At 35.5% G+C, this 19,127-nt stretch carries 16 protein-coding genes and 1 other annotated feature; of the genes, 8 read left to right on the forward strand and 8 right to left on the reverse strand.

Translation table 11 applies throughout. The features are described 5' to 3' along the window. The first annotated feature begins 84 nt into the window (after positions 1-84). Positions 85-789 carry a GntR family transcriptional regulator gene (locus IGJ34_RS09825; RefSeq protein ID WP_430597365.1) on the forward strand — a complete coding sequence of 235 codons (705 nt, stop codon included), beginning with the start codon at positions 85-87 and terminating at the stop codon, positions 787-789. Further along, on the forward strand, positions 773-1,660 hold the full coding sequence (gene citG, locus IGJ34_RS09830) for a triphosphoribosyl-dephospho-CoA synthase CitG (RefSeq protein ID WP_430597366.1): 888 nt from the start codon (positions 773-775) through the stop codon (positions 1,658-1,660). Before IGJ34_RS09825 ends, citG begins: the two co-directional genes overlap by 17 nt. Before the next feature lie 165 nt (positions 1,661-1,825). On the opposite strand, the gene IGJ34_RS09835 is transcribed toward citG, so the two are convergent. Further along, a complete protein-coding gene (locus IGJ34_RS09835; RefSeq protein WP_206834022.1) occupies positions 1,826-2,554 on the reverse strand; it encodes a response regulator transcription factor in 729 nt (242 codons plus the stop codon). A 110-nt stretch (positions 2,555-2,664) separates the two neighbouring features. Here IGJ34_RS09835 and IGJ34_RS09840 point away from each other — a divergent pair, with 110 nt between their 5' ends. After that, positions 2,665-4,515 (forward strand): ATP-binding protein, encoded by a 1,851-nt coding sequence (locus IGJ34_RS09840; RefSeq protein WP_430597367.1) that lies wholly within the window; start codon positions 2,665-2,667, stop codon positions 4,513-4,515. Between the two features lie 207 nt (positions 4,516-4,722). Beyond that, complete coding sequence (locus IGJ34_RS09845; RefSeq protein ID WP_069655632.1) at positions 4,723-5,937, forward strand: YdcF family protein; 1,215 nt, start codon at positions 4,723-4,725, stop codon at positions 5,935-5,937. A gap of 133 nt (positions 5,938-6,070) precedes the next feature. On the opposite strand, the gene IGJ34_RS09850 is transcribed toward IGJ34_RS09845, so the two are convergent. Both IGJ34_RS09850 and IGJ34_RS09855 read right to left on the reverse strand, forming a co-directional pair. After that, positions 6,071-6,412, reverse strand: coding sequence for a hypothetical protein (locus IGJ34_RS09850; protein WP_069655631.1), 342 nt, complete (start codon positions 6,410-6,412; stop codon positions 6,071-6,073). Further along, complete coding sequence (locus tag IGJ34_RS09855) at positions 6,409-7,707, reverse strand: Y-family DNA polymerase (protein WP_206834025.1); 1,299 nt, start codon at positions 7,705-7,707, stop codon at positions 6,409-6,411. Before IGJ34_RS09855 ends, IGJ34_RS09850 begins: the two co-directional genes overlap by 4 nt. Before the next feature lie 199 nt (positions 7,708-7,906). Here IGJ34_RS09855 and IGJ34_RS09860 point away from each other — a divergent pair, with 199 nt between their 5' ends. Beyond that, positions 7,907-8,953 (forward strand): AI-2E family transporter, encoded by a 1,047-nt coding sequence (locus tag IGJ34_RS09860; RefSeq protein WP_111248301.1) that lies wholly within the window; start codon positions 7,907-7,909, stop codon positions 8,951-8,953. Positions 8,954-9,234: 281 nt separating this feature from the next. Here the strand turns inward: IGJ34_RS09860 and IGJ34_RS09865 are convergent, their stop codons facing one another. After that, positions 9,235-9,753, reverse strand: a complete 519-nt coding sequence (locus tag IGJ34_RS09865; protein WP_430597368.1) for a DUF5067 domain-containing protein — start codon at positions 9,751-9,753, stop codon at positions 9,235-9,237. 152 nt (positions 9,754-9,905) lie between these two features. Beyond that, entirely contained in the window at positions 9,906-11,132 is a 1,227-nt protein-coding gene (locus IGJ34_RS09870) for a serine/threonine protein kinase (RefSeq protein ID WP_430597369.1), read from the reverse strand. 121 nt (positions 11,133-11,253) lie between these two features. Here IGJ34_RS09870 and IGJ34_RS09875 point away from each other — a divergent pair, with 121 nt between their 5' ends. After that, a complete protein-coding gene (locus IGJ34_RS09875; protein ID WP_069655626.1) occupies positions 11,254-11,682 on the forward strand; it encodes a helix-turn-helix domain-containing protein in 429 nt (142 codons plus the stop codon). Positions 11,683-11,749: 67 nt separating this feature from the next. On the opposite strand, the gene nhaC is transcribed toward IGJ34_RS09875, so the two are convergent. The 3 genes from nhaC to tyrP all read right to left on the reverse strand — a co-directional run bounded on the left by nhaC (position 11,750) and on the right by tyrP (position 16,590). Further along, positions 11,750-13,123, reverse strand: coding sequence for a Na+/H+ antiporter NhaC (nhaC, locus tag IGJ34_RS09880; protein ID WP_430597370.1), 1,374 nt, complete (start codon positions 13,121-13,123; stop codon positions 11,750-11,752). Between the two features lie 142 nt (positions 13,124-13,265). After that, complete coding sequence (gene tdc, locus IGJ34_RS09885; protein ID WP_430597371.1) at positions 13,266-15,119, reverse strand: tyrosine decarboxylase; 1,854 nt, start codon at positions 15,117-15,119, stop codon at positions 13,266-13,268. 64 nt (positions 15,120-15,183) lie between these two features. Then, the gene (gene tyrP / locus IGJ34_RS09890) at positions 15,184-16,590 is read right to left on the reverse strand and encodes a tyrosine-tyramine antiporter (RefSeq protein WP_430597372.1); all 1,407 of its coding nucleotides are present in this window, start codon (positions 16,588-16,590) and stop codon (positions 15,184-15,186) included. Positions 16,591-16,973: 383 nt separating this feature from the next. Continuing rightward, positions 16,974-17,176 (forward strand) — a binding site (T-box leader). Between the two features lie 51 nt (positions 17,177-17,227). On the opposite strand from tyrP, the gene tyrS reads away from it, so the two are divergent. Together tyrS and IGJ34_RS09900 are read left to right on the forward strand one after the other, a co-directional pair. Further along, on the forward strand, positions 17,228-18,496 hold the full coding sequence (gene tyrS / locus IGJ34_RS09895; protein ID WP_069655622.1) for a tyrosine--tRNA ligase: 1,269 nt from the start codon (positions 17,228-17,230) through the stop codon (positions 18,494-18,496). A 259-nt stretch (positions 18,497-18,755) separates the two neighbouring features. Next, the gene (locus tag IGJ34_RS09900) at positions 18,756-19,070 is read left to right on the forward strand and encodes a YerC/YecD family TrpR-related protein (protein WP_069655621.1); all 315 of its coding nucleotides are present in this window, start codon (positions 18,756-18,758) and stop codon (positions 19,068-19,070) included. Positions 19,071-19,127: the final 57 nt, after the last annotated feature.

A 19,127-nucleotide genomic window follows, 5' to 3' on the forward strand; every position in this document is an offset into this window, starting at 1 on the left:
CGATTTTCTGATCTTTTTCTTAGCACTATAGAATAAAAATAGTTATTTATTTTTCTACTATTAATTCAGAAGAGGAGTAATCAGATGAGTTCACTATCAGAAGCAGTCGGAAAAAATTTAGATTTAAGCATAAACGAACCTTTAAAAGAACTTGTTTACAAAGCATTTAGAAAAACAATTATTCTTGGCGAAATTCCAGCCGGGCAACGAATCAATGAAAAAGAATTTTCTGAAGTGATGAATATTAGTCGGACCCCTATTCGCTATGCTTTACAAAAGCTTGTGGAAGAAGGACTTGTTGATTATGTTCGTGGTGTGGGTATTATCGTTCGAGGAATTTCACTCAATGATGCCAACGAAATTTATGCTATAAGAAAATCGTTGGATGTCTTAGCAACAATCACGGCGATGAAAGAAATGTCAGCTGAGGATTTTGATGAATTGAAAGAGTTGCTCGAAGATACAGAACGATTTAATGAAGCCGATGAAATCGATCAGGTATTACAAAAATTTTCTGATTTCAATGAATTGATTTATAAAAAAAGTAAAATGCTACGGTTAAAATCAATCGTTATAAAATTACGTGAATACCTCGTTTATTTTCGAGATATCTCGATCCGTTCTAAAGATCGACGAGACAAGGCTTTGAAAGAGCATTGGTTGATTTATAACTGTATGATAAACCACGAAGAAGAGCAATTGAAATTATTAATTACAGAGCATTTAGATTATTCTCAAACTTTTATTCTCAAAGAAATGGACAAACATTTAAATGAAAGAACAACATAAAAAGACTACCCCAAAAGTAATTGGCGAATTTGCTTTACAAGCTTTATTATATGAAGCTGCCTTATATCCTAAACCAGGCCTGGTCGATCCTACAAGCTGTGGTGCACATGTAGATATGAATTATTTTACTTTTATTGATAGTAGCACTGCCCTTGATCCCTTTCTTAGTGAGTATGTCCATTTAGGAACTACTCATGACGGTACGCCTTTAGAATTATTTGAAAAAGTTCGGACACTCGGGCAACAAGCTGAATTGGCTATGCTGAGTCAAACCAATGGCGTCAATACCCATAAAGGAGCTAATTTTTCTTTCGCTTTACTTTTGAGTGCAACGGGAAAAATAATACATGATCAACAACTTAAAATCCCTTTTTCAAAAGAAGATACGTCAACCGTTTTCAATTATGTAAAGCAAATGACACAAGGATTACTTTCAAAAGATTTTAGTGGTTTAGCTAAAAAACAACAATTAAGTTATGGTGAAAAATTGTATTTAGAACACGGAATCGTTGGGATTAGGGGCGAAGCGGAATTAGGATATCCTACACTTAAAAATAAAACCTTACCTTTTTTAAGACAGCATCAAACTAGTGATCTACGCCTCCTATTCCTACTGCTGTTACTTCATTTAATGAGCACGACTGAAGATTCTAATGTCATTAACCGCGGTGGGATCATAGCTTGGCAAAAGGTCAAAAAGCAAGCGACTGAATTGTTAGAGATGTTTTCCTTAAATTGCTCAGTGAAAGATCTCGAAGAGGCGATGATTCTGTTTGATCAACAGCTGATCAGTGAAAATCTTAGCCCTGGCGGATCAGCTGATTTATTAGCACTAAGTTTCTTTTTTGGTCGGTTAGAAGGGTTATTTTAAGGGTTACATAGTATCAATCACAAACGAAACAGAGATATAACTCTACGAGTCATACCTCTGTCTCAAGGAATCCGAATAGACGTTGGGAGCAGAAGTACATCCTCTTATTTCTCGGAGTGAAACACTTCTTTCTCAATGTCATTTTATAAATAGAGTGTCCTAAAGCTACGCATTTGCACCAGACTCTTTCCCTTCTGGATTAAAAAGATAGCCGATGCCCCAAACAGTTTGTAAGTATCTCGGTTTTTTGGGGTCATCTTCGATTTTATTTCTTAAGTAATTAATATATACGGTGATCAAATTTTTATCCAACTCTCCATCGCTCCAAACACTAGCATATATCTGTTCTTTACTAAACACTTGATAAGGATTTTCCATGAAAAATAAAATCATCATGATTTCTTTAGAAGTCATATTTACAATTTCACCATTTTTACTAAATTGATATTGATTTTTATCAAATGAAAAAATTCCATCTCGCAGCATCGTTTCTTCACGTTGCTGACTTAATGTCAATAACTGTTCTGTTCGGTTTAATATATTAACGACTTGGGCTCGTAAAACATTCGGTGCAAATGGTTTAGAAAGATACACATCCCCTCCAGATTCTAGACCACTGATAATATCTTGCTCGCTTTTTTTCCCACTAACAAATATAATCGGTGTCAAAGGTTGACGTTCTCGAATCAGCTGAGCCAAATGATACCCATCATTTTCATGTTCTAAACTTACATCTAAGAGAAATAATTGAAACGTCACTCGGTTCATGATATCTAATGTTTTCTCAATCGTATCACTTTGATAGACCAACAATCCCGTCGACTGAAGCGACTTCCAAATCAACCGGCGAATTGCAGGATCATCATCTACCACTAAAATTTTTTCGTTACGCAACGTACACACCTCATTATTGTTTTTACATTATCTATACAATAGCGGAATTATCTTTACATTTCAACATGAACTTGTTAAGTTGCGAACAAATGTTAAAAGGAGCTAGACCAATGAAACGAACGAATAGAATTGTGAACATCATGATAGCCGCAATGATCGTCTTTATTGTTGTGTCAGTTTTCTTTGCAATTCGCGGGTTTTCCGTCATTCGCAAAACAACTACCGCCAGTGGACAAGATTTTTTATTGCAATCGACAGAATATGTTGGAAAAGTGATACAACTTTCTATGAAAAATCGACACCAAGCACTCAATTATCTGGCTATTGATGGGAACTTAAAGAACAGTGATACCCCTGCAACTTATCTCGAAAATAGCTCTTCTTCTTTGAATACATTTTTTGAATCATTAAATGATGAAGCAGATGCACTTTTTTACATGAAACCAGATGGAACACCTCTATACGCATTTCACTGGGATTCTAAAAACAAACAAGTATCAATTGCTGACCTTCAAACCATTCGCCCATTTATTAGCCATGATCTATCTTTAAAACAGCTTTTGGCTAAACCAACCGCACAAAATGGGGACTCTTATTTTATCAATAAAAAAGCGTATGTTAATTTTTATCAGGAAATTAAAACTTCTTCTGGCGATATCGATGGTTATTTGATTTTACCGCTAAAATTAGAGGCTTTCTATAAGAATTTTCTACAAGATTTTGAAGTAGGGTATAAAGGCTACCCGATGATCAAAGATCAATCAATGACAGTTGTCATGCATCCAGTAAAGGAGCAAGTCGGTTTAGATATTATCAAAGACCGAGAAAAAATTTACCCTGACTTCGATTATTCTGATTTAAAACGCTTGGAAAAATATCAACTCAATCATCCTTCCGGAAAATTGACCTACAACTCTTATTGGTGGGATGAAGACATACCAAGAGAAGTCTTGAAAATCAGCGCATTTCAATGGATCGATGTTGGCCTTGCACATTGGGTCGTTGCAATCAACGCGGATTATAATGAACGAAATGACGCTATCCTTAATTTTGTGATCGCTTTATCTTTTCTTTTAGTCCTATTATTACTATTGATCATTATTTGCTCGCTTTTTATTCATAATTTCAGAAAAAAAGAAACGATTGAAGCAGAAAATCGGCAACTGATCGAAAAACAAAAACAACAAAAAATTCAACATCAACTTGAATTAGAATTATATCAACGAAATAAAATGGAAACAGTTGGTTTACTAACGACCTCAATCGTCCATGATATGAATAATTTTTTAACACCAATCATCGGCAACACCCAATTGTTACTAGAAGAACATAGCGATGATCCAGTATTAGAGGCTGATTTAGAAGAAATTTTACATTCTGCTCAAAAAGGAAAACAACTTTCGTCAAATGTCCTACGCTTTTCTAAAACTCAAAAAAGTGTTCAGGAATGGATCGATATCTCAGCGGCTATTGGTGTAGCTATTCATTTGATTGGAGAAATTATTCCAAAAAAAGTTCAACTGACCCTATCTATTCAAGAAAATTTGGGAACCACGAAATTAGAAGAAATCGATTTGCAGAATTTGATCTATAATTTGATCACAAATGCCTATCAAGCAACAAAAGAAAACCTAAACAAACCGCAAAAGATTCAAATCGTTGTTGCCCCAGCTTCAAAAGAATTAACGGATTTCTTAAAAGCTGATAATCACCGAATGAATCATGTTGACACATTTGTTACATTAGAAATCTCAGATAATGGTTCTGGAATCCCAGCAACGTTAAGAGAAAAAATATTTGAACCCTTCTTCACAACGAAATCTGCTGATGAAGGTACTGGTCTTGGTTTGTTTGCAGTGACTTCAATCGTTGCAAAATATGAATGGCATCTCTCATTAGAGTCAACAGAAGGCGCTGGAACTAGTTTTTTTATCACGTTTCCCGTCTGCTCTTGCAAATAATTGGACTAAAAACCGCACAATACTGAACATTTATTCTGCGGTTTTTAGCCTCCAGTAAGCGTGTTAACACTCACTTGCTATAGTATATTGAACATTATTCATTTGGATGTCCTCATTTCTGAGTAGTATAAAATAAACGTTATAGTATTTTTTTCACTCATTTTTCGTTATACTAATAAGGAAATCATTCATTGAAGGAGTTCTACTATGGGGAATTATTTTAGTATTATCATTGGTATTGTTTATCTTATTGGCATGTTCACGATTCCAAAGTGGCGTCAGCAAAAGCTGAACAAGGATTGGAAATTTTATGAATTGCTTTGGTTTTCGATTTGTTTTATCGTCTATGTCATTTATTTGGAAGCACAGCTTCACACTTATTATTTTTTGATTCCCTCAAGCTTTTTACTTCTTTTTCTTTTCAGTTATTTTAAAGAAAAACGTAGATTGATAAACGGATTATTGTTCAATTTATTTCTACTCATTGGCATGACTTATTTGGGTGTCTTACTTGTTAGAACATACAATCCATTATTGATTATTTTGGCGGGAATCACAGGTATTGCCTTATTAGTGCTTCTCTTGATTGGCCTTTATGCATTGCTTGTTTTCTTGTATTGGAATGCAATTGTTGTTATGCGGAAAGAAGGTCATTCTTTAGCCAATTTGTTGACATTGCTTTTAGCCATTGGCTTAACAGCCTTCCTGATTTTCAATCATTATTCAACACGAATTTTACCACAGTGGGCCTCATTACTCTTTGGGATTTTACCACTAACTATGTTTTATTTTTCTATCGTTTTTTATAATTTTCTAACGATTTCCGTCATTTATCAATTCAATCAGCCTAAATATACTCAAGATTACATCATTGTTTTAGGTTCAGGTTTGATTGATGGGAAAACGGTACCGCCCCTATTAGGGAAACGAATCGAAAAAGCCATTCAATTTTATAAAGCTCAATCCAGCGCTACTTTAAATCCACCTAAACTTGTTATGTCCGGGGGCAAAGGGGACGATGAACATATCGCTGAAAGTCTTGCAATGAAACATTATGCTCTTGAAAAAGGAATTCCAGAAGAAGATATTTTAGTTGAAACAAATTCAAAAAATACTTTAGAAAATATGAAATTTTCTAAAGAAATCATCGAAACAGATTTTGGGGGAACAGACTTCCATGCCCTCTTCACTACTAATAATTTCCATCTGTTTCGTGCAGGTCTTTTTGCAAAAATGGCCAATCTAAAAGCAGATGGAATTGGTGCGAAAACAGCCTTTTACTTTTTGCCAAATGCTTTTTTAAGAGAATTCATTGCAATCGTAATGATGCATAAACGGCGCCACTTAATTATATGTGGTTTGATTGCTTTAATGATGATCCTTTCAGCATTAGCTCAATTTTTTCTGGTCTCCCATTACTAAAAATTGAACTGGGGCTGAGATAGATGCGTTTAATTCCGAGAAATAAGAAGGGATTGCTTCTGCTCCAACTAGTTATTCGCATTTAGGGTGTGATACAAAAGTGATTTTTTCTTTTGTATCACATCCGTTTTTTTTAACGAAACTGAACATGACGGATCTCGTCATAGCCAATCTTGTGACCATCCACATAAATACCTAACTCATCATGTCCTTGAATCATCCCGACAATATCCGCTCCATAATTCCCTTCACAATCCAATTCTTCTTTTTGAATCATCACTTCAACTTGATTTTGAAAAGCCTGAGCTAATACCGCATCAATTTCTATCCAACTCATTTGAGTTTTCTTTTTTGTTGGCTGTCTCTTTTTCTCTTTTTCAATCATCGCAGTATGTTCAGACAAGTAAAAACCGGCCCATTTTTTCATTTTACGATCTTGATATTGCTCAAAATAATAATCCCGTTCCTTGCTCATTGCAAGCCCTCCATTCCTCCAGCATGTCCACCGACTAATGATGCTCTTGAAATTGCTGTACCACCAGACGATACTGAACTTGCATGGACTAAAGAAACGTAGCCAAAACGTTGACGGATTTCATCAATCAATTGATCTAGTTTTTGTTCTTTCATCTGCTCATCTGGTTCATGAAATAAATCTAATTGTACATAAGTATTATAATTCAGTTTGGAATAGGTAATTCCAATATGTCGTACTTCCTCTCCATGCCAATTCTGTCTGAAAATCATCAAACAATAGTCAATCAACACCTTACTACTATTCGTTAGAGGCACTTTCATTTGCCTTGAAAAACCTGCCCCACCAGACTTAGAGGCTCGTGAAAAGCCGACAGATAGATGGACACACTCCGTCTGACACTGAGCTTTTCTAAGTCTTGCCGCTACTTGTTCTGCCATTTCTCGAATCACGACTTCGATTTCGTCTTGTCTTAAATAATCCCGCATCAAGATCTGAGAATTATTATACGATCGTTCTTCTGGTATATATTTTTCAGATAAACGGCTGCGATCGATACCATGAGCATGGGCATACAGCTGTTCCCCAATAATCCCTAAATTTCGTTTTAAACTCGTCAAATCTGCATGGGCCAGATCATAAATAGAACGGATACCTAAATTATTTAATCGTTTCACTAATCGTTGACCGATTCCCCACATCTCAGACATCGGTTCAATTGTCCAAATTTTTTCAGCTACATCTTCATAATGCCATTTAGCTAAGCGCTCCTTATTATGCTTGGCATCAATATCCATCGCTAATTTAGCTAATAATGGATTGTCGCCAATACCGACCGTGATTGCTAGTCCTGTCTCTTTCTTGATTCTTTGCTGAATAATCTTAGCTAGTTCTATCGGTGTTTGACCAAATAATTTCCAGCTTGCCGTTACATCTAAAAAGGATTCATCGATTGAATAAATATGTAAATCTTCCTCTGCTACATATTCTTTGTAGATATCATTGATTTTCATGTTTTCCTTGATATACTCATTCATTCGTGGCGGAACAATCACTAATTCTGGGTGATCTGGTACATCATATTTACGTGTTACATTGGTGATACCAAGAACTTTCTTCGCCTTTGGAGAAGAAGCTAGAACGATCCCCCCGCTATTTTCAGCATGACTCATCACGACCAGCATTTTTTCAAGCGGATCAAATCCTCTCGCAACGCATTCAACTGAAGCGTAAAAAGATTTTACATCTATACAAAAAATCACTCTTCTAGGCTCTTTTTCATAATCAAAAAACATAGCATTCCTCTCCTTGTTTTATTCCATACCTAATTATACGAACATGCGTTCTTTTTGTAAAGGGGAACATTTTTTTAAATTTGTATATGAGAAATAAATTTTTTTTAGAATTATAGATAAAACTGCTATCTTAAAATGAGAAAAAGCATTATAGTTATCTTATATAGAATAAAGTTACTGATTAAAAGGAGTGAAGTCTGTGTCGATTTATGAAAAATTTATTCAAAACGAGCGGTTAAGACGTTTTTTTGTTTTAGCTGTTGTTATTTTTGTCCTATTTTTAGCTAGAAGTATGATCACAATGATTTTATTAACATTCATTTTTACGTTTTTAGTACTTCATTTCGTGAAATTTGTTCAACATTTTTTTAAGATTCCATCATTGATACTCGTTTTAGCCACCTATTCTTTGATTGTTTTCTTAATTTATCTGGCCATTACAAAATATGTACCTGTTCTTATTCATCAAACTGCTCAAATGTATAATTCAGTTGTTCATTTTTATCAAAATCCGGGAGATGATCACAATCAGTTGTTGATGATCATTGATGATTATCTAGAAAAATCGAATTTAATGTCTCAAATCCAAAATGGCGCAAGTGTGATTTTACGTTATATTCAAGACATCGGTTCGCTTGGATTGTCCTTTGTTCTTTCATTCATCCTAAGTTTCTTTTTCATGATCGAGAAAAAACAGATGACAGAATTTTCTAAGTTGTTTTTGAAAAGTGATTTTGACTGGTTCTTTCAAGATATTTATTTCTTTGCTGATAAATTTGTAAATACCTTTGGCGTGGTAATGGAAGCTCAATTTTTTATTGCTGTTGTGAATACCAGTATTACAACGATTTGCTTGGCTTTGATCGGGTTTCATCAATTACCAAGTTTAGCAATCATGATTTTTATCTTGAGTTTGATCCCCGTCGCAGGAGTCATCATCTCCTGTATTCCATTGAGTTTTATCGCTTATTCAGAAGGTGGAATCAATGACGTCATTTATATTTTAATTGTGATTATCGTCGTCCATTTATTTGAGTCTTATGTGTTGAATCCTAAATTTATGTCTAGTAAAACAGATTTACCAATTTTTTATACATTCGTTATTTTACTGATCAGTGAACGGCTATTTGGCGTTTGGGGACTCATCGTTGGTATCCCGATTTTCACTTTCTTTTTAGATATTTTAAAGGTTAAACCAATTCATTCTGTTACTGAAAAAATACCACACGATCCAGAAAATAATTGATAAAAAAGAACGTGAATGTTGGAATTTTCTCCAGACATTCACGTTCTTGTGGTTTTGGCTGTTTTCGTATTTGGAAAATCAGTCAGGCAGCAAAGACTAATTGATTTCGGACCAAATAACTATATCTTAACAGCTACCTGATCAATACCCCAATACACGGCCATATATAAGGAAAATCAATTTTCCTTTGCTCCCTTTGAAGCTAAAAACTAGTTCTTCTTTACTCCAAGAAAAAAACTAGCTGTACCACCTTTTACAACTATTTTATAGTAAATCTCGTTTTACTGTAAAACAAACTCTTTTGTCAATTTCACTTTATCACTGAATAATTTCGTTGCCTCAACAGATACTGGCGTTGACATGTCTGCTAATTTATATGGCACTTTCAAATTCAATGTGGCTCTTGGTTGAATTTCAGTCATTGAATCTACGTACCCTTCTTCTCCCATAATTGCTGAGTCTAATGCAATACCATTTTGAAAAGCTTTTGTTGAGATTGAGGTTAAAAACATCGCATTTTTATCGCTATTGTTCGTAAATTCATAATCGATTACAGCGACATCTTCTCCAATGTAGTCTTTGGCAAAGGTCAAGTCTTTGATCACGACATGATAATCACCTAGATCACCAGCATCTGTTGCAGCTGATTCTACTTCTGATTCTTGGCTTTTAGCAACGGTACTTGTTGTTGTTTCTTTTTTTGCTTTTACTTCTTCTTTAAAATCTGACCCCATATTGGCTAAAATACCGCCTACTACTAAAACGCCGCCCCCGATCAAAACAATTTTCTTCACATTCATTTTGCTGTCTCCTTTGTTATTTAGTCCGTTAATACACCTTGATATTACCCAATAAACCAAAAATAATCTTATGCATTTTGCATAATCTAATACAAAAAAACTTATTCTACTACGAATAGTCATGATTCGTATGACAGAATAAGCCTGTTTTATTAATTAAAATACTTGTATATAAACGAATTAAGCTCTAACCCCGCTTTTGTAAACACAAGCCAAAATAAAAATAATCCCCCATATCCTAAATAATGATACAACTTATTTTCAGAAGAAAACAACGGTAACTTTCTTTGATAATCTAAAAAATTAGTGAATAAAACCGCCGGAAATCCAAAAATCAGAAGATAATCAAACAATTCTCTCATCTTCAAACTACCTGTAGGTTGATCCATTACATTTCCTGCTATCCCAATAAACAAAATACTATACCATACGATGGCAATTGCTCTTTTCCAGATCGTTTCCGTTCGAAAACCTGGGATATACTTCCTAAAAAAACGAGCAACGGCTTCTGTCAGAGGATTTTTTATGCGAACAAACTGCCTCACGTGTTTGTTTGTGGACCATCTAGCGGTAATTAATCTAGTAGTGGTAGACATTTTTGTTGGTCTGTTTTCATAAGTAACCGCTTTGGGTTTGCTTCGTTTGGCTGCAACTATCCGCCGTGACAGTTGCTGTCTAAGAGCCAGATGCATTTCTAAAGCAGACTGATAACGTTCTGCTGGTTCCAGTTTTGTAGCTTTACGAATGATTCCTCTAAGTGCATGATCTTCTGTCAAATACTTTTTGGGGTACTCTTGTACTGAGCAAATATTCATCACAACTCCTAATGAATATAGATCACTCCGTTCATCAGATTCTGCAAAACCAAACTGTTCTGGTGAAGCAAAACCCATTGTGCCTAACTGGACCGTATCATTTTCTTTCCCTCCGTCAACAGCCCGAACTGCATCAAAATCAATCAATTTTACATTTCCCTCATTTGTCATCATAATATTCCCAGGTTTTACATCTCGATGGACTAACCCTTTCTTATGCAAGGCACCTAATGCCTCTAAGATAGACATTGCAATCGTTATAATTTGATTTGTTTCTAACCTTTCAGATGTTTGAATCACTTCAGTCAACGTTTTCCCTTGAACAAATTCTTCATACAACCACAGCTTTCCTTCTTGAACAATCAACTCTTGAATTTTAGGTAAATGAGCATGTTTGATTTTTTGAAGTGTGAGTAGATGCTCTTCTAAATATAATGGATAGCACTTTTTCACAAAAAATTCTTTAGTGTCCTTCTTCCGAACAAGAATGGGTCCATTGGTTTTATCTGTTAAAGGTTCTATTTCTTTATAGCAAAGAGCTGGCTCACTTTTGATGTTTTCCATGATTACACTCCATTGATTTGATTTACTTTTTAATTATAGCAAATAAATAGTTGTAATAGGATTTATCTTTGTTAAAATCGATGTATAGTATAATTTAGTTCAACTATAGGGGAGAACAAATATGCATGAAAAAGATACAGACAAATTGCTGCACTCACTCAAACAAGCCGAAGATTTTCAAACGGTTTTATCCGAAACACGCCAATATGTCATTGATCAAAACCTAAAAAACTATTTAGCTTATTGGTTACATGAGAAAAAACGCTCAAAAAGTGTTGTACTAAAAAAGGCTGGGATTACTGAGGCAACTGGCTACCAATACTTTGATGGTAAACGGAATCCCTCCAGAGAAAAAGTCATTGCCTTGACGATCGGCTTGGAATTAACTTTGGAAGAAACCAATGAACTAATGAAAAAAACTGGCTATGCTCAACTTTATCCGAAACATCCTTGGGACGCTGTCGTTATTTACGGTATTTCACATGGACTAGCTATTCCAGAAATCGATGATTATCTGTATAATGAAGGTCTTAAAACATTTGGTGAATAATTGCGTTTATCCGCATACAAACATGAGAATGGGATGTAATGCCGTGAATCCCAACCTCATGTTTTTTTTATTCTGCTTTAGTTTTCTTTTTATCAATAATCGTGACTAAAAATGACACTACCGGTAACATATAACAGAATACCGCATATGACAAATAGTCTATTGTGCCAATCCCTAATGTTGCTGAAATAAAGACACCACTTACGCCCCATGGAATCAGTGGGTTAACTACTGATCCTGCATCATTCAAACTTCTAGACAGCATAGACAACGGAATTTTCTTCTCTTTAAATTTAGCAATAAATGATTTTCCTGGTAAAATGATTGACAGATATTGTTCACCGATCAGCACATTGATTCCGATTGAACTCATCATTGTAACAAAAATCAGCTTTTGACGGTTATTAATCGCTGTTTCAAACTGATAAAGCAAACAATCAATAACTTCCATTTTTACTAATAGTCCACCCAAAGCTAAGGCTAAAATAATCAAAGATACTGACCACATCATACTTTGGATACCACCTCTAGAAAGTAATTCATCAACTTGTGTATTGCCAGTTTGAGACACAAAACCATTTTGGATTATCTCTGCTGTATCGATAAATGAAAAATGAGCATTCGTAAAGAACATCAAACTCAATGATGTAAAAATACTCAACAGTAATGTAGGAATTGCCGGAATTTTCTTCCACGCACAAACAAATAAAATTGCCAATGGAATTAACTCAACAAAAGAAATCGTAAAATGATTATCTAGTGTAGTTACAATATCGTGAACGCTTGTATTATCCAAAGCCCCATCATAGTGTAATCCCATGACTAAAAAATAACCGAACGAAAGCACAGCTGCTGGAATTGCTGTTTTATATGTATTTTTCAAATGGTCAAATAAATCGACTTCTGAAATCGCCGCTGCTAAGTTCACTGTGTCTGAAAGTGGCGAAATCGAATTTCCTAAAAATGCACCTGAAACAATGGCACCTGTTGTCAATGCAGGATCGACTCCAATCAAGCCACCCATTCCTAAAAATGCAATCCCAATCGTTGAAATCGTAGTGAAAGAGCTTCCGACTGCACCACCTACGATACCGCAAATAATAAAAATAGTTGGAACAAAATAGTTCACCGACAAAAAAGAAAAGCCTAAAACCATGATGGTTGGAATCGTTCCTGCCGCAATCCAAACGCTAATCAACGCGCCGATTAGAATAAAAATCAACATGGGGATGATACCTGAAGATACCCCATCGACTAATGCACCATGAATGAAATCCCAAGAATACTTTTTATACACCGCAAATAAGAGCAAGTAACCAATCCCACTCAAAATAGCTACATGAGCAGGAATACCAAACCCAATAATACTAGTTCCGATCATCAATAATAGTGTAATCAATAAAAAAACAGCTTCATTAAAATTTACTTGATATTTTTTCATACAGTGTTCCTCACATTTTTAATAGAGAGTTTAAAAACAACACTTCTCTCTATTCTATTTTTTTATAGAAAAGCTGCGGCTATGGCAAAGCGAATTAATCGCTTTGCCACACCCACAGTGATCAACTGCTTTTCTTGTTTATTTATTCAGCGTAGATTGCCTCTAATTTTTCTTGTATGGCTTGTTTAATTTTTTCACCATACTCATCGAAAACATCTTTGTCATTCATATATGGAGACATTCCAGCGGCACGTAAAATCGTTACTTTATCTGCACGTTCCCATTCTGCTCGTGAAAATCCTAAGCTATTAACAAATTCAAACGGGCTGTGACCGTATTCTTCGATAGCAAAATCTGTATGTGAAGTGATGAATTCATTGTTATATAATCCACCTTTTGCATAAGATGCATAATCATAGAAATCATGATTTAATTTGTTCATTTTCACAAGGTCTGTATTGCCTTTTTCATTGAATACATAATCCACCATGTTAAAATCAGGTTTTGTTAACGCATGGATCTCGATTGTTTTGTCGCCAACTTTAAATTCTAAGCCATCGATAAAGTGATAGAAATGATAAGCTCCTTCAATACTTGCTCCCATTAATTTACCATAACCTGTTACGTTCAATGGTAATACTTTATGAGCAGTCCAAACGGCTGCAGCTGTTGCGCCCGCTTTAGAGCCTTCAAGAATATACGCACCTAATAACGCTGGAATATCTGCTCCTTTTTCAAATACATAAGTCGCAAAGTAAGAGATCACGTCACGCATACGGATATCTTTGATTACGACACCACCAGCTGAATACGGAATATAGCCCATTTTATGTGGATCAATCGTTACAGATTCAGCTTGTTCGATTGCTTTGAAAGAGTCATAAACTTCTCTTGTTAACCAATCATTTTTTTCTTGAAAGATGTTATGTTTAGCATATGTTTCTTCAATTTTATCCCATTCGATAAATTGATTATTTTCATCTAAGAAAATAGAGCGTCCATAACCGCCATATGCTGCATCAACATGTACATAGAAGTAGATGCCTTCTTTGGCTAATTTATCACGTAAAGCAATGATTTGATCAATACGGTCAACTTGCCCTTCTTCAGTTGAACCAACAACGCCAACGACACCAAGTGTTGGAATACCTTGAGCTGCTAAATTACGAATTTGTACTTCTAATTTGTCAATATCCATACGGTATTCGCTATTGACTTCACCCGCAATCACTTGATCTAATCCAATCCCAATAATGTCAGCGGCTTTTAACCATGAATAGTGTTTCGTTTGTGGTACGATCCATTTACCTAATTTATCCAAGTTTTTACCGCTACGAGCTGATTGCGCTTTGATTTCGTCAACGTTATCTTGGACTTGATCTAACATATCTAAGACTTCTGTTGTTGACATATTCAATAATTCCCAATCTGTTGTGCCTGCAACCATTTCTGGCACAACGGCTTTGATGGCAAATGGTAAAGATTTCATATTGCGGGCATACCATAGACCTTCTAAGTTTGCGATAGAACCATCTGCTGCGATATGACCCCAACCATTTTTGTACCCCATCAATGTAGCAAATTCCAACCCAACTTCTTCTTCCATTTGTGACGTTGCTGGTGATGATTCATACGCCACGTTATTGCCGTTCCAAAGCATTGCAGTTGTATAGGCAATAATGGATGGCATTAACGTTTCAGCGTTCATATGTCCCCAAAAACGCCCTGCTGAGTGCCATGGAAGTGATTCTGTACGTAAACGAGAAGACAGCACATTGAAGACACTTCTCATATTATCTGCTGTTTCTTGGAAACTTTTAGAACTTCTATCTTGGGGTGAGATAACAGGTAAATCTTGTGGCATATAGTTTTGTCTCCAGCCAACATGCTCATCGATCATTTTATTTAGCAGTTCTTTGAATAAATCAACGTTTTCACCTTTATCCCCGATAAATAATGCTTTTAAATTTGTATCATCAGTGTTGAAATCTTTCATGATATTTTCCTCCAATAGTTTCATAATTGATCATGCTAAAATATTTATTTTTAATTGTCGTCTCTTATTTATCCGTTTTTTTCCATTCTGGTTTCTTTCTCTTATAAATGATCAAGGCAATACCGACCATGATGACTGTTGCTGCTACTTGATAAATAACATAGGCTACGTGTCCACTTTGAGGAACGGAGGTTGGCGGAATCAAGCTGACTAGAATCGTGATAATAACACTCACAATTGCTAGAGTTGAAACAACCCACATCAAACCGTTTCCTTTACTGCCTAATCTAAATGGACGTTCAACTGTTGGCATGCTATAGCGCAATTTGATAGCTGAAAGTGAAATCAATAGATACACCACACAATAAAGGATCGTTGTTGTAATCGTGATGATCAAGAAAGCGGCACTAATATCCGGAACTACTACGTATAAAAAGGACACAAGTGAAATAACAATCGCTTGGATCATAACAAAAACAATTGGAATCCCTTTTGCATTCCGTTTTTGGAAGAATGGTGGTAAGTTTCCCTCTTCTGCAACTTTGATCATTGATTTACTTGGACCTAAGACCCAAGCGCTCAATTGAACTAAAACACCTACCAAGATCATCAGTGAAATAATATTATTGAAAATAGCTGGAATCCCAAGATCTTGTGTCATAATGACAAATGGTTGGGTAATATTGGCAAGTTCCATTTGTCCAGCTGGAACACTGTCAGCCACACTTAAACCAGCAGCTAAGTTGAAGACAACTAATAGTAAAACAGAAGCAATAACAGCGATTGGATAATTGCGTTTTGGATTATCAATATTATTCGCATGAACAGAAGAAATTTCCACTCCCGCAAAGATAAAGATGATTCCAGTCAAGGTTGGTAAGCTACCTAAATCACTAAAATCTGGTAATAACTTACTTGCTTCAAAATGACCTAAATAACTATTTTGATTGATTCCATGTTTTGCCATATACATCATGCCTAAAACAACTAACGCAACGAATGGAATATACACACCGATCACAGCGCCCCAGTCACCAGCAATTTTTACCATGTCAAATTTCAAATTAAGTAACGTAATGCCCCAATAAGAAATCAATATCATAATAAAAATAAATAAATTATTATGCCCTAAATCTGGACGGTCGATCACGTAACCTAGTAATACACCTACAGTTGAAGCGACCATCACCATTCCGAAAAACATTTGTACCCATAATAACCACGAAGTAACAAACCCCCATTTTTCACCAAACGCATTACGTACCCAGACTTGCGGCCCACCCTCTTCCGGCCAGCCAGTTGATAGCTCAGCTGAAATCAGCGCAATTGGTAAAGCAAAACAGCAAGCTGCGATCAACATATAAAATATTTGTGCCCAGCCGGTTGATGCTAATGTTGGAACACTACGAACCGTTCCAAAAAAGGCCATGGTAATTCCAATTAATCCAAATAATGATAATTTCTTATTCATGTTTCAATTTGACCTCCTGATTAAATTTATTTTTTGTTTCCCACATGTGAAATCACTCCCAAAGTATAGGTAGCTTTAGACTCCAAGTCAAAAAGAGCAGAATTAAAAAAATAGCCTGTTATTTAACATTTATATACTCTATACAGCGCGTCAACACTTCACCGCGCTAAAGCGATTGTGTGAAAAAAATAACATAAAATAGCTAATTGTAAAAAGCTCGTTCATAATTGTTAGAAATAGCACTTTCATCTCTAGTCATTCAAAAAACCTAGATTAAATCAACATCGACTTATATGAGAAATAACTCATTCAAAAATAATAATAGAAAAAAAGAAGGATTTGACAAGTTGGCTTATTTGTCGTAGAATTGCTACAAAATAACATATCAAACGTTAATAAAGCGAAGTAGCAAGAATGTTCCTATTTCAGAGAGTCAACATTTAGTGAGAGTTGACATATACATTTTTTGTGAATTACACTTTTAGTTTCCTACCGTAAGTAGGCGTCTATCTACGATACAGATTTGAGAGGTATATGATGACTCATATACAATTTGGGTGGTAACACGGCGAAGTTCGTCCCATAGGCTAATAGCCTATGGGACGTTTTTATTTTATTTAAGAGAGGAAGAAAAGACATGAAAAACATTATTGATGAATTAGAATGGCGTGGCGCCATCAACCAACAAACAGATAGCGAAGGTTTACGTGAATACGTTGAAACCGAAAGCATTTCACTATATTGCGGTGTGGACCCTACAGGAGATAGTATGCATATTGGGCATTTGATTCCTTTTATGATGCTAAAAAGATTCCAAGCATTTGGACACCATCCATTTATTTTGATCGGTGGCGCAACAGGCACGATCGGAGATCCAAGTGGACGTACGACAGAACGCCAATTACAAACAATGGAAACTGTTCAACACAATGTTGATTCTTTAACAAGACAGATGGAAAAATTATTTGCAGTGGATACAGACAACACATTAACGTTAGTCAACAACTACGATTGGACGCACAACCTTACTTTGCTGGATTTCTTGAGAGATTACGGTAAATTCTTCAATATCAACACAATGCTAGCGAAAGATATTGTTGCTAGCCGTTTAGAAACAGGGATTTCATTTACAGAGTTTACGTACCAAATTCTACAATCAATGGACTTTTTACATTTATTCCAAAATAATAATGTTCGCATGCAAATCGGTGGTGCAGATCAATGGGGCAACATTACCGCAGGCCTAGATTTGATTCGCAAAAAAGAAGGCGCTGATGCAAAAGCCTTTGGTTTAACCATTCCATTGATGTTAAAAGCAGATGGAACAAAATTCGGTAAAACAGCTGGTGGTGCTGTTTGGTTGGATCCAGAAAAAACAACGCCTTACGAGTTCTACCAATTCTGGGTAAACCAAGACGACCGTGACGTAATCAAATACTTGAAATTCTTTACCTTCTTAACAAAAGAAGAAATCGATGCCTTGGAAGTTAAAGTCCAAACAGAACCACATTTACGCCAAGCACAACGCGTATTAGCTGCAGAAATGACAAAATTTGTGCATAGTGAAAAAGATTTAGATGATGCTTTAGCAATTTCAGAGGCATTGTTCTCAGGAAATGTGAAAAATCTGACTTCAAAACAGATTGAAGAAGGCTTTAAAAATATGCCGACTGTTGAAACAGCGTCTCTTGGACAAAATCTTGTAGATTGGCTGATTGAATTGGGTATTGAACCTTCTAAGAGACAAGCTAGAGAAGACATTTCAAATGGGGCTATTTCAATTAATGGTGATCGAATTAAAGAATTGGATTTTGTGGTTACTTCTGAAAATAGCTTTGATGGAAAATTCATTATTGTGAGAAAAGGTAAAAAACAATACACTTTAGTTAAATTAATTTCTAACTAAAGAATAATGACGTTCGTTTAAATGAGATTAGGGCAGAAAAGCTAAACCCTTAATTTTATTTCTTGGGCTGGAATATGACTCTTAGAGTGATATACTAGCTCTTTTTTTGATTCATTCACTCAATTCACTGGACAAAATAAAAAAAAGTTTTATAATAAACAATGCTTGTTGGAAATCAAATAGTATAGGTGAGACATCTTTACAGTATGTTGTTATCCAGCTTTACATCCCTACTCAGCTTTTAAATTAGGAGGAACTTATGAAAATCGACAAGATACAAGACGGCCACGGTGATGAGTTTTTCCGCTCTCTATTAGCTTTAGAAACATTGGAAGATTGCTACCATTATTTTGATGACTTGATGACTTTAAAGGAACTAGATTCTATGATTCAGCGGTTTGAAGTCGCAAAGTTACTCTTACTGAATAAAACGTACAGTGATATCGCAGAAGCCACTGGTAGCAGCACTACAACGATTTCTAGAGTGAAACGAATTATAGATGAAGGAAATGGTGGATTGCTTGAAATGGTCCATAGAATCGATGAACAAGATGACAGAGAACGCCATCGCTAGAAAATATAGTATTCCCCCCCACTTATTAAACTGTATTATTCACTAAAAAGGGGGTGT

Origin of the sequence: Enterococcus sp. AZ177, assembly GCF_050544585.1 — a bacterium.
GTDB lineage: Bacteria > Bacillota > Bacilli > Lactobacillales > Enterococcaceae > Enterococcus_L > Enterococcus_L plantarum.

Bases quoted from the DNA above. Each gene is read 5' to 3' on its own strand.
- IGJ34_RS09825 (WP_430597365.1), top strand. From the start codon at position 85: ATGAGTTCACTATCAGAAGCAGTCGGAAAAAATTTAGATTTAAGCATA.
- citG (WP_430597366.1), top strand. From the start codon at position 773: ATGAAAGAACAACATAAAAAGACTACCCCAAAAGTAATTGGCGAATTT.
- IGJ34_RS09840 (WP_430597367.1), top strand. From the start codon at position 2,665: ATGAAACGAACGAATAGAATTGTGAACATCATGATAGCCGCAATGATC.
- IGJ34_RS09845 (WP_069655632.1), top strand. From the start codon at position 4,723: ATGGGGAATTATTTTAGTATTATCATTGGTATTGTTTATCTTATTGGC.
- IGJ34_RS09850 (WP_069655631.1), bottom strand. From the start codon at position 6,412: ATGAGCAAGGAACGGGATTATTATTTTGAGCAATATCAAGATCGTAAA.
- IGJ34_RS09855 (WP_206834025.1), bottom strand. From the start codon at position 7,707: ATGTTTTTTGATTATGAAAAAGAGCCTAGAAGAGTGATTTTTTGTATA.
- IGJ34_RS09865 (WP_430597368.1), bottom strand. From the start codon at position 9,753: ATGAATGTGAAGAAAATTGTTTTGATCGGGGGCGGCGTTTTAGTAGTA.
- IGJ34_RS09870 (WP_430597369.1), bottom strand. From the start codon at position 11,132: ATGGAAAACATCAAAAGTGAGCCAGCTCTTTGCTATAAAGAAATAGAA.
- IGJ34_RS09875 (WP_069655626.1), top strand. From the start codon at position 11,254: ATGCATGAAAAAGATACAGACAAATTGCTGCACTCACTCAAACAAGCC.
- nhaC (WP_430597370.1), bottom strand. From the start codon at position 13,123: ATGAAAAAATATCAAGTAAATTTTAATGAAGCTGTTTTTTTATTGATT.
- tdc (WP_430597371.1), bottom strand. From the start codon at position 15,119: ATGAAAGATTTCAACACTGATGATACAAATTTAAAAGCATTATTTATC.
- tyrP (WP_430597372.1), bottom strand. From the start codon at position 16,590: ATGAATAAGAAATTATCATTATTTGGATTAATTGGAATTACCATGGCC.
- tyrS (WP_069655622.1), top strand. From the start codon at position 17,228: ATGAAAAACATTATTGATGAATTAGAATGGCGTGGCGCCATCAACCAA.
- IGJ34_RS09900 (WP_069655621.1), top strand. From the start codon at position 18,756: ATGAAAATCGACAAGATACAAGACGGCCACGGTGATGAGTTTTTCCGC.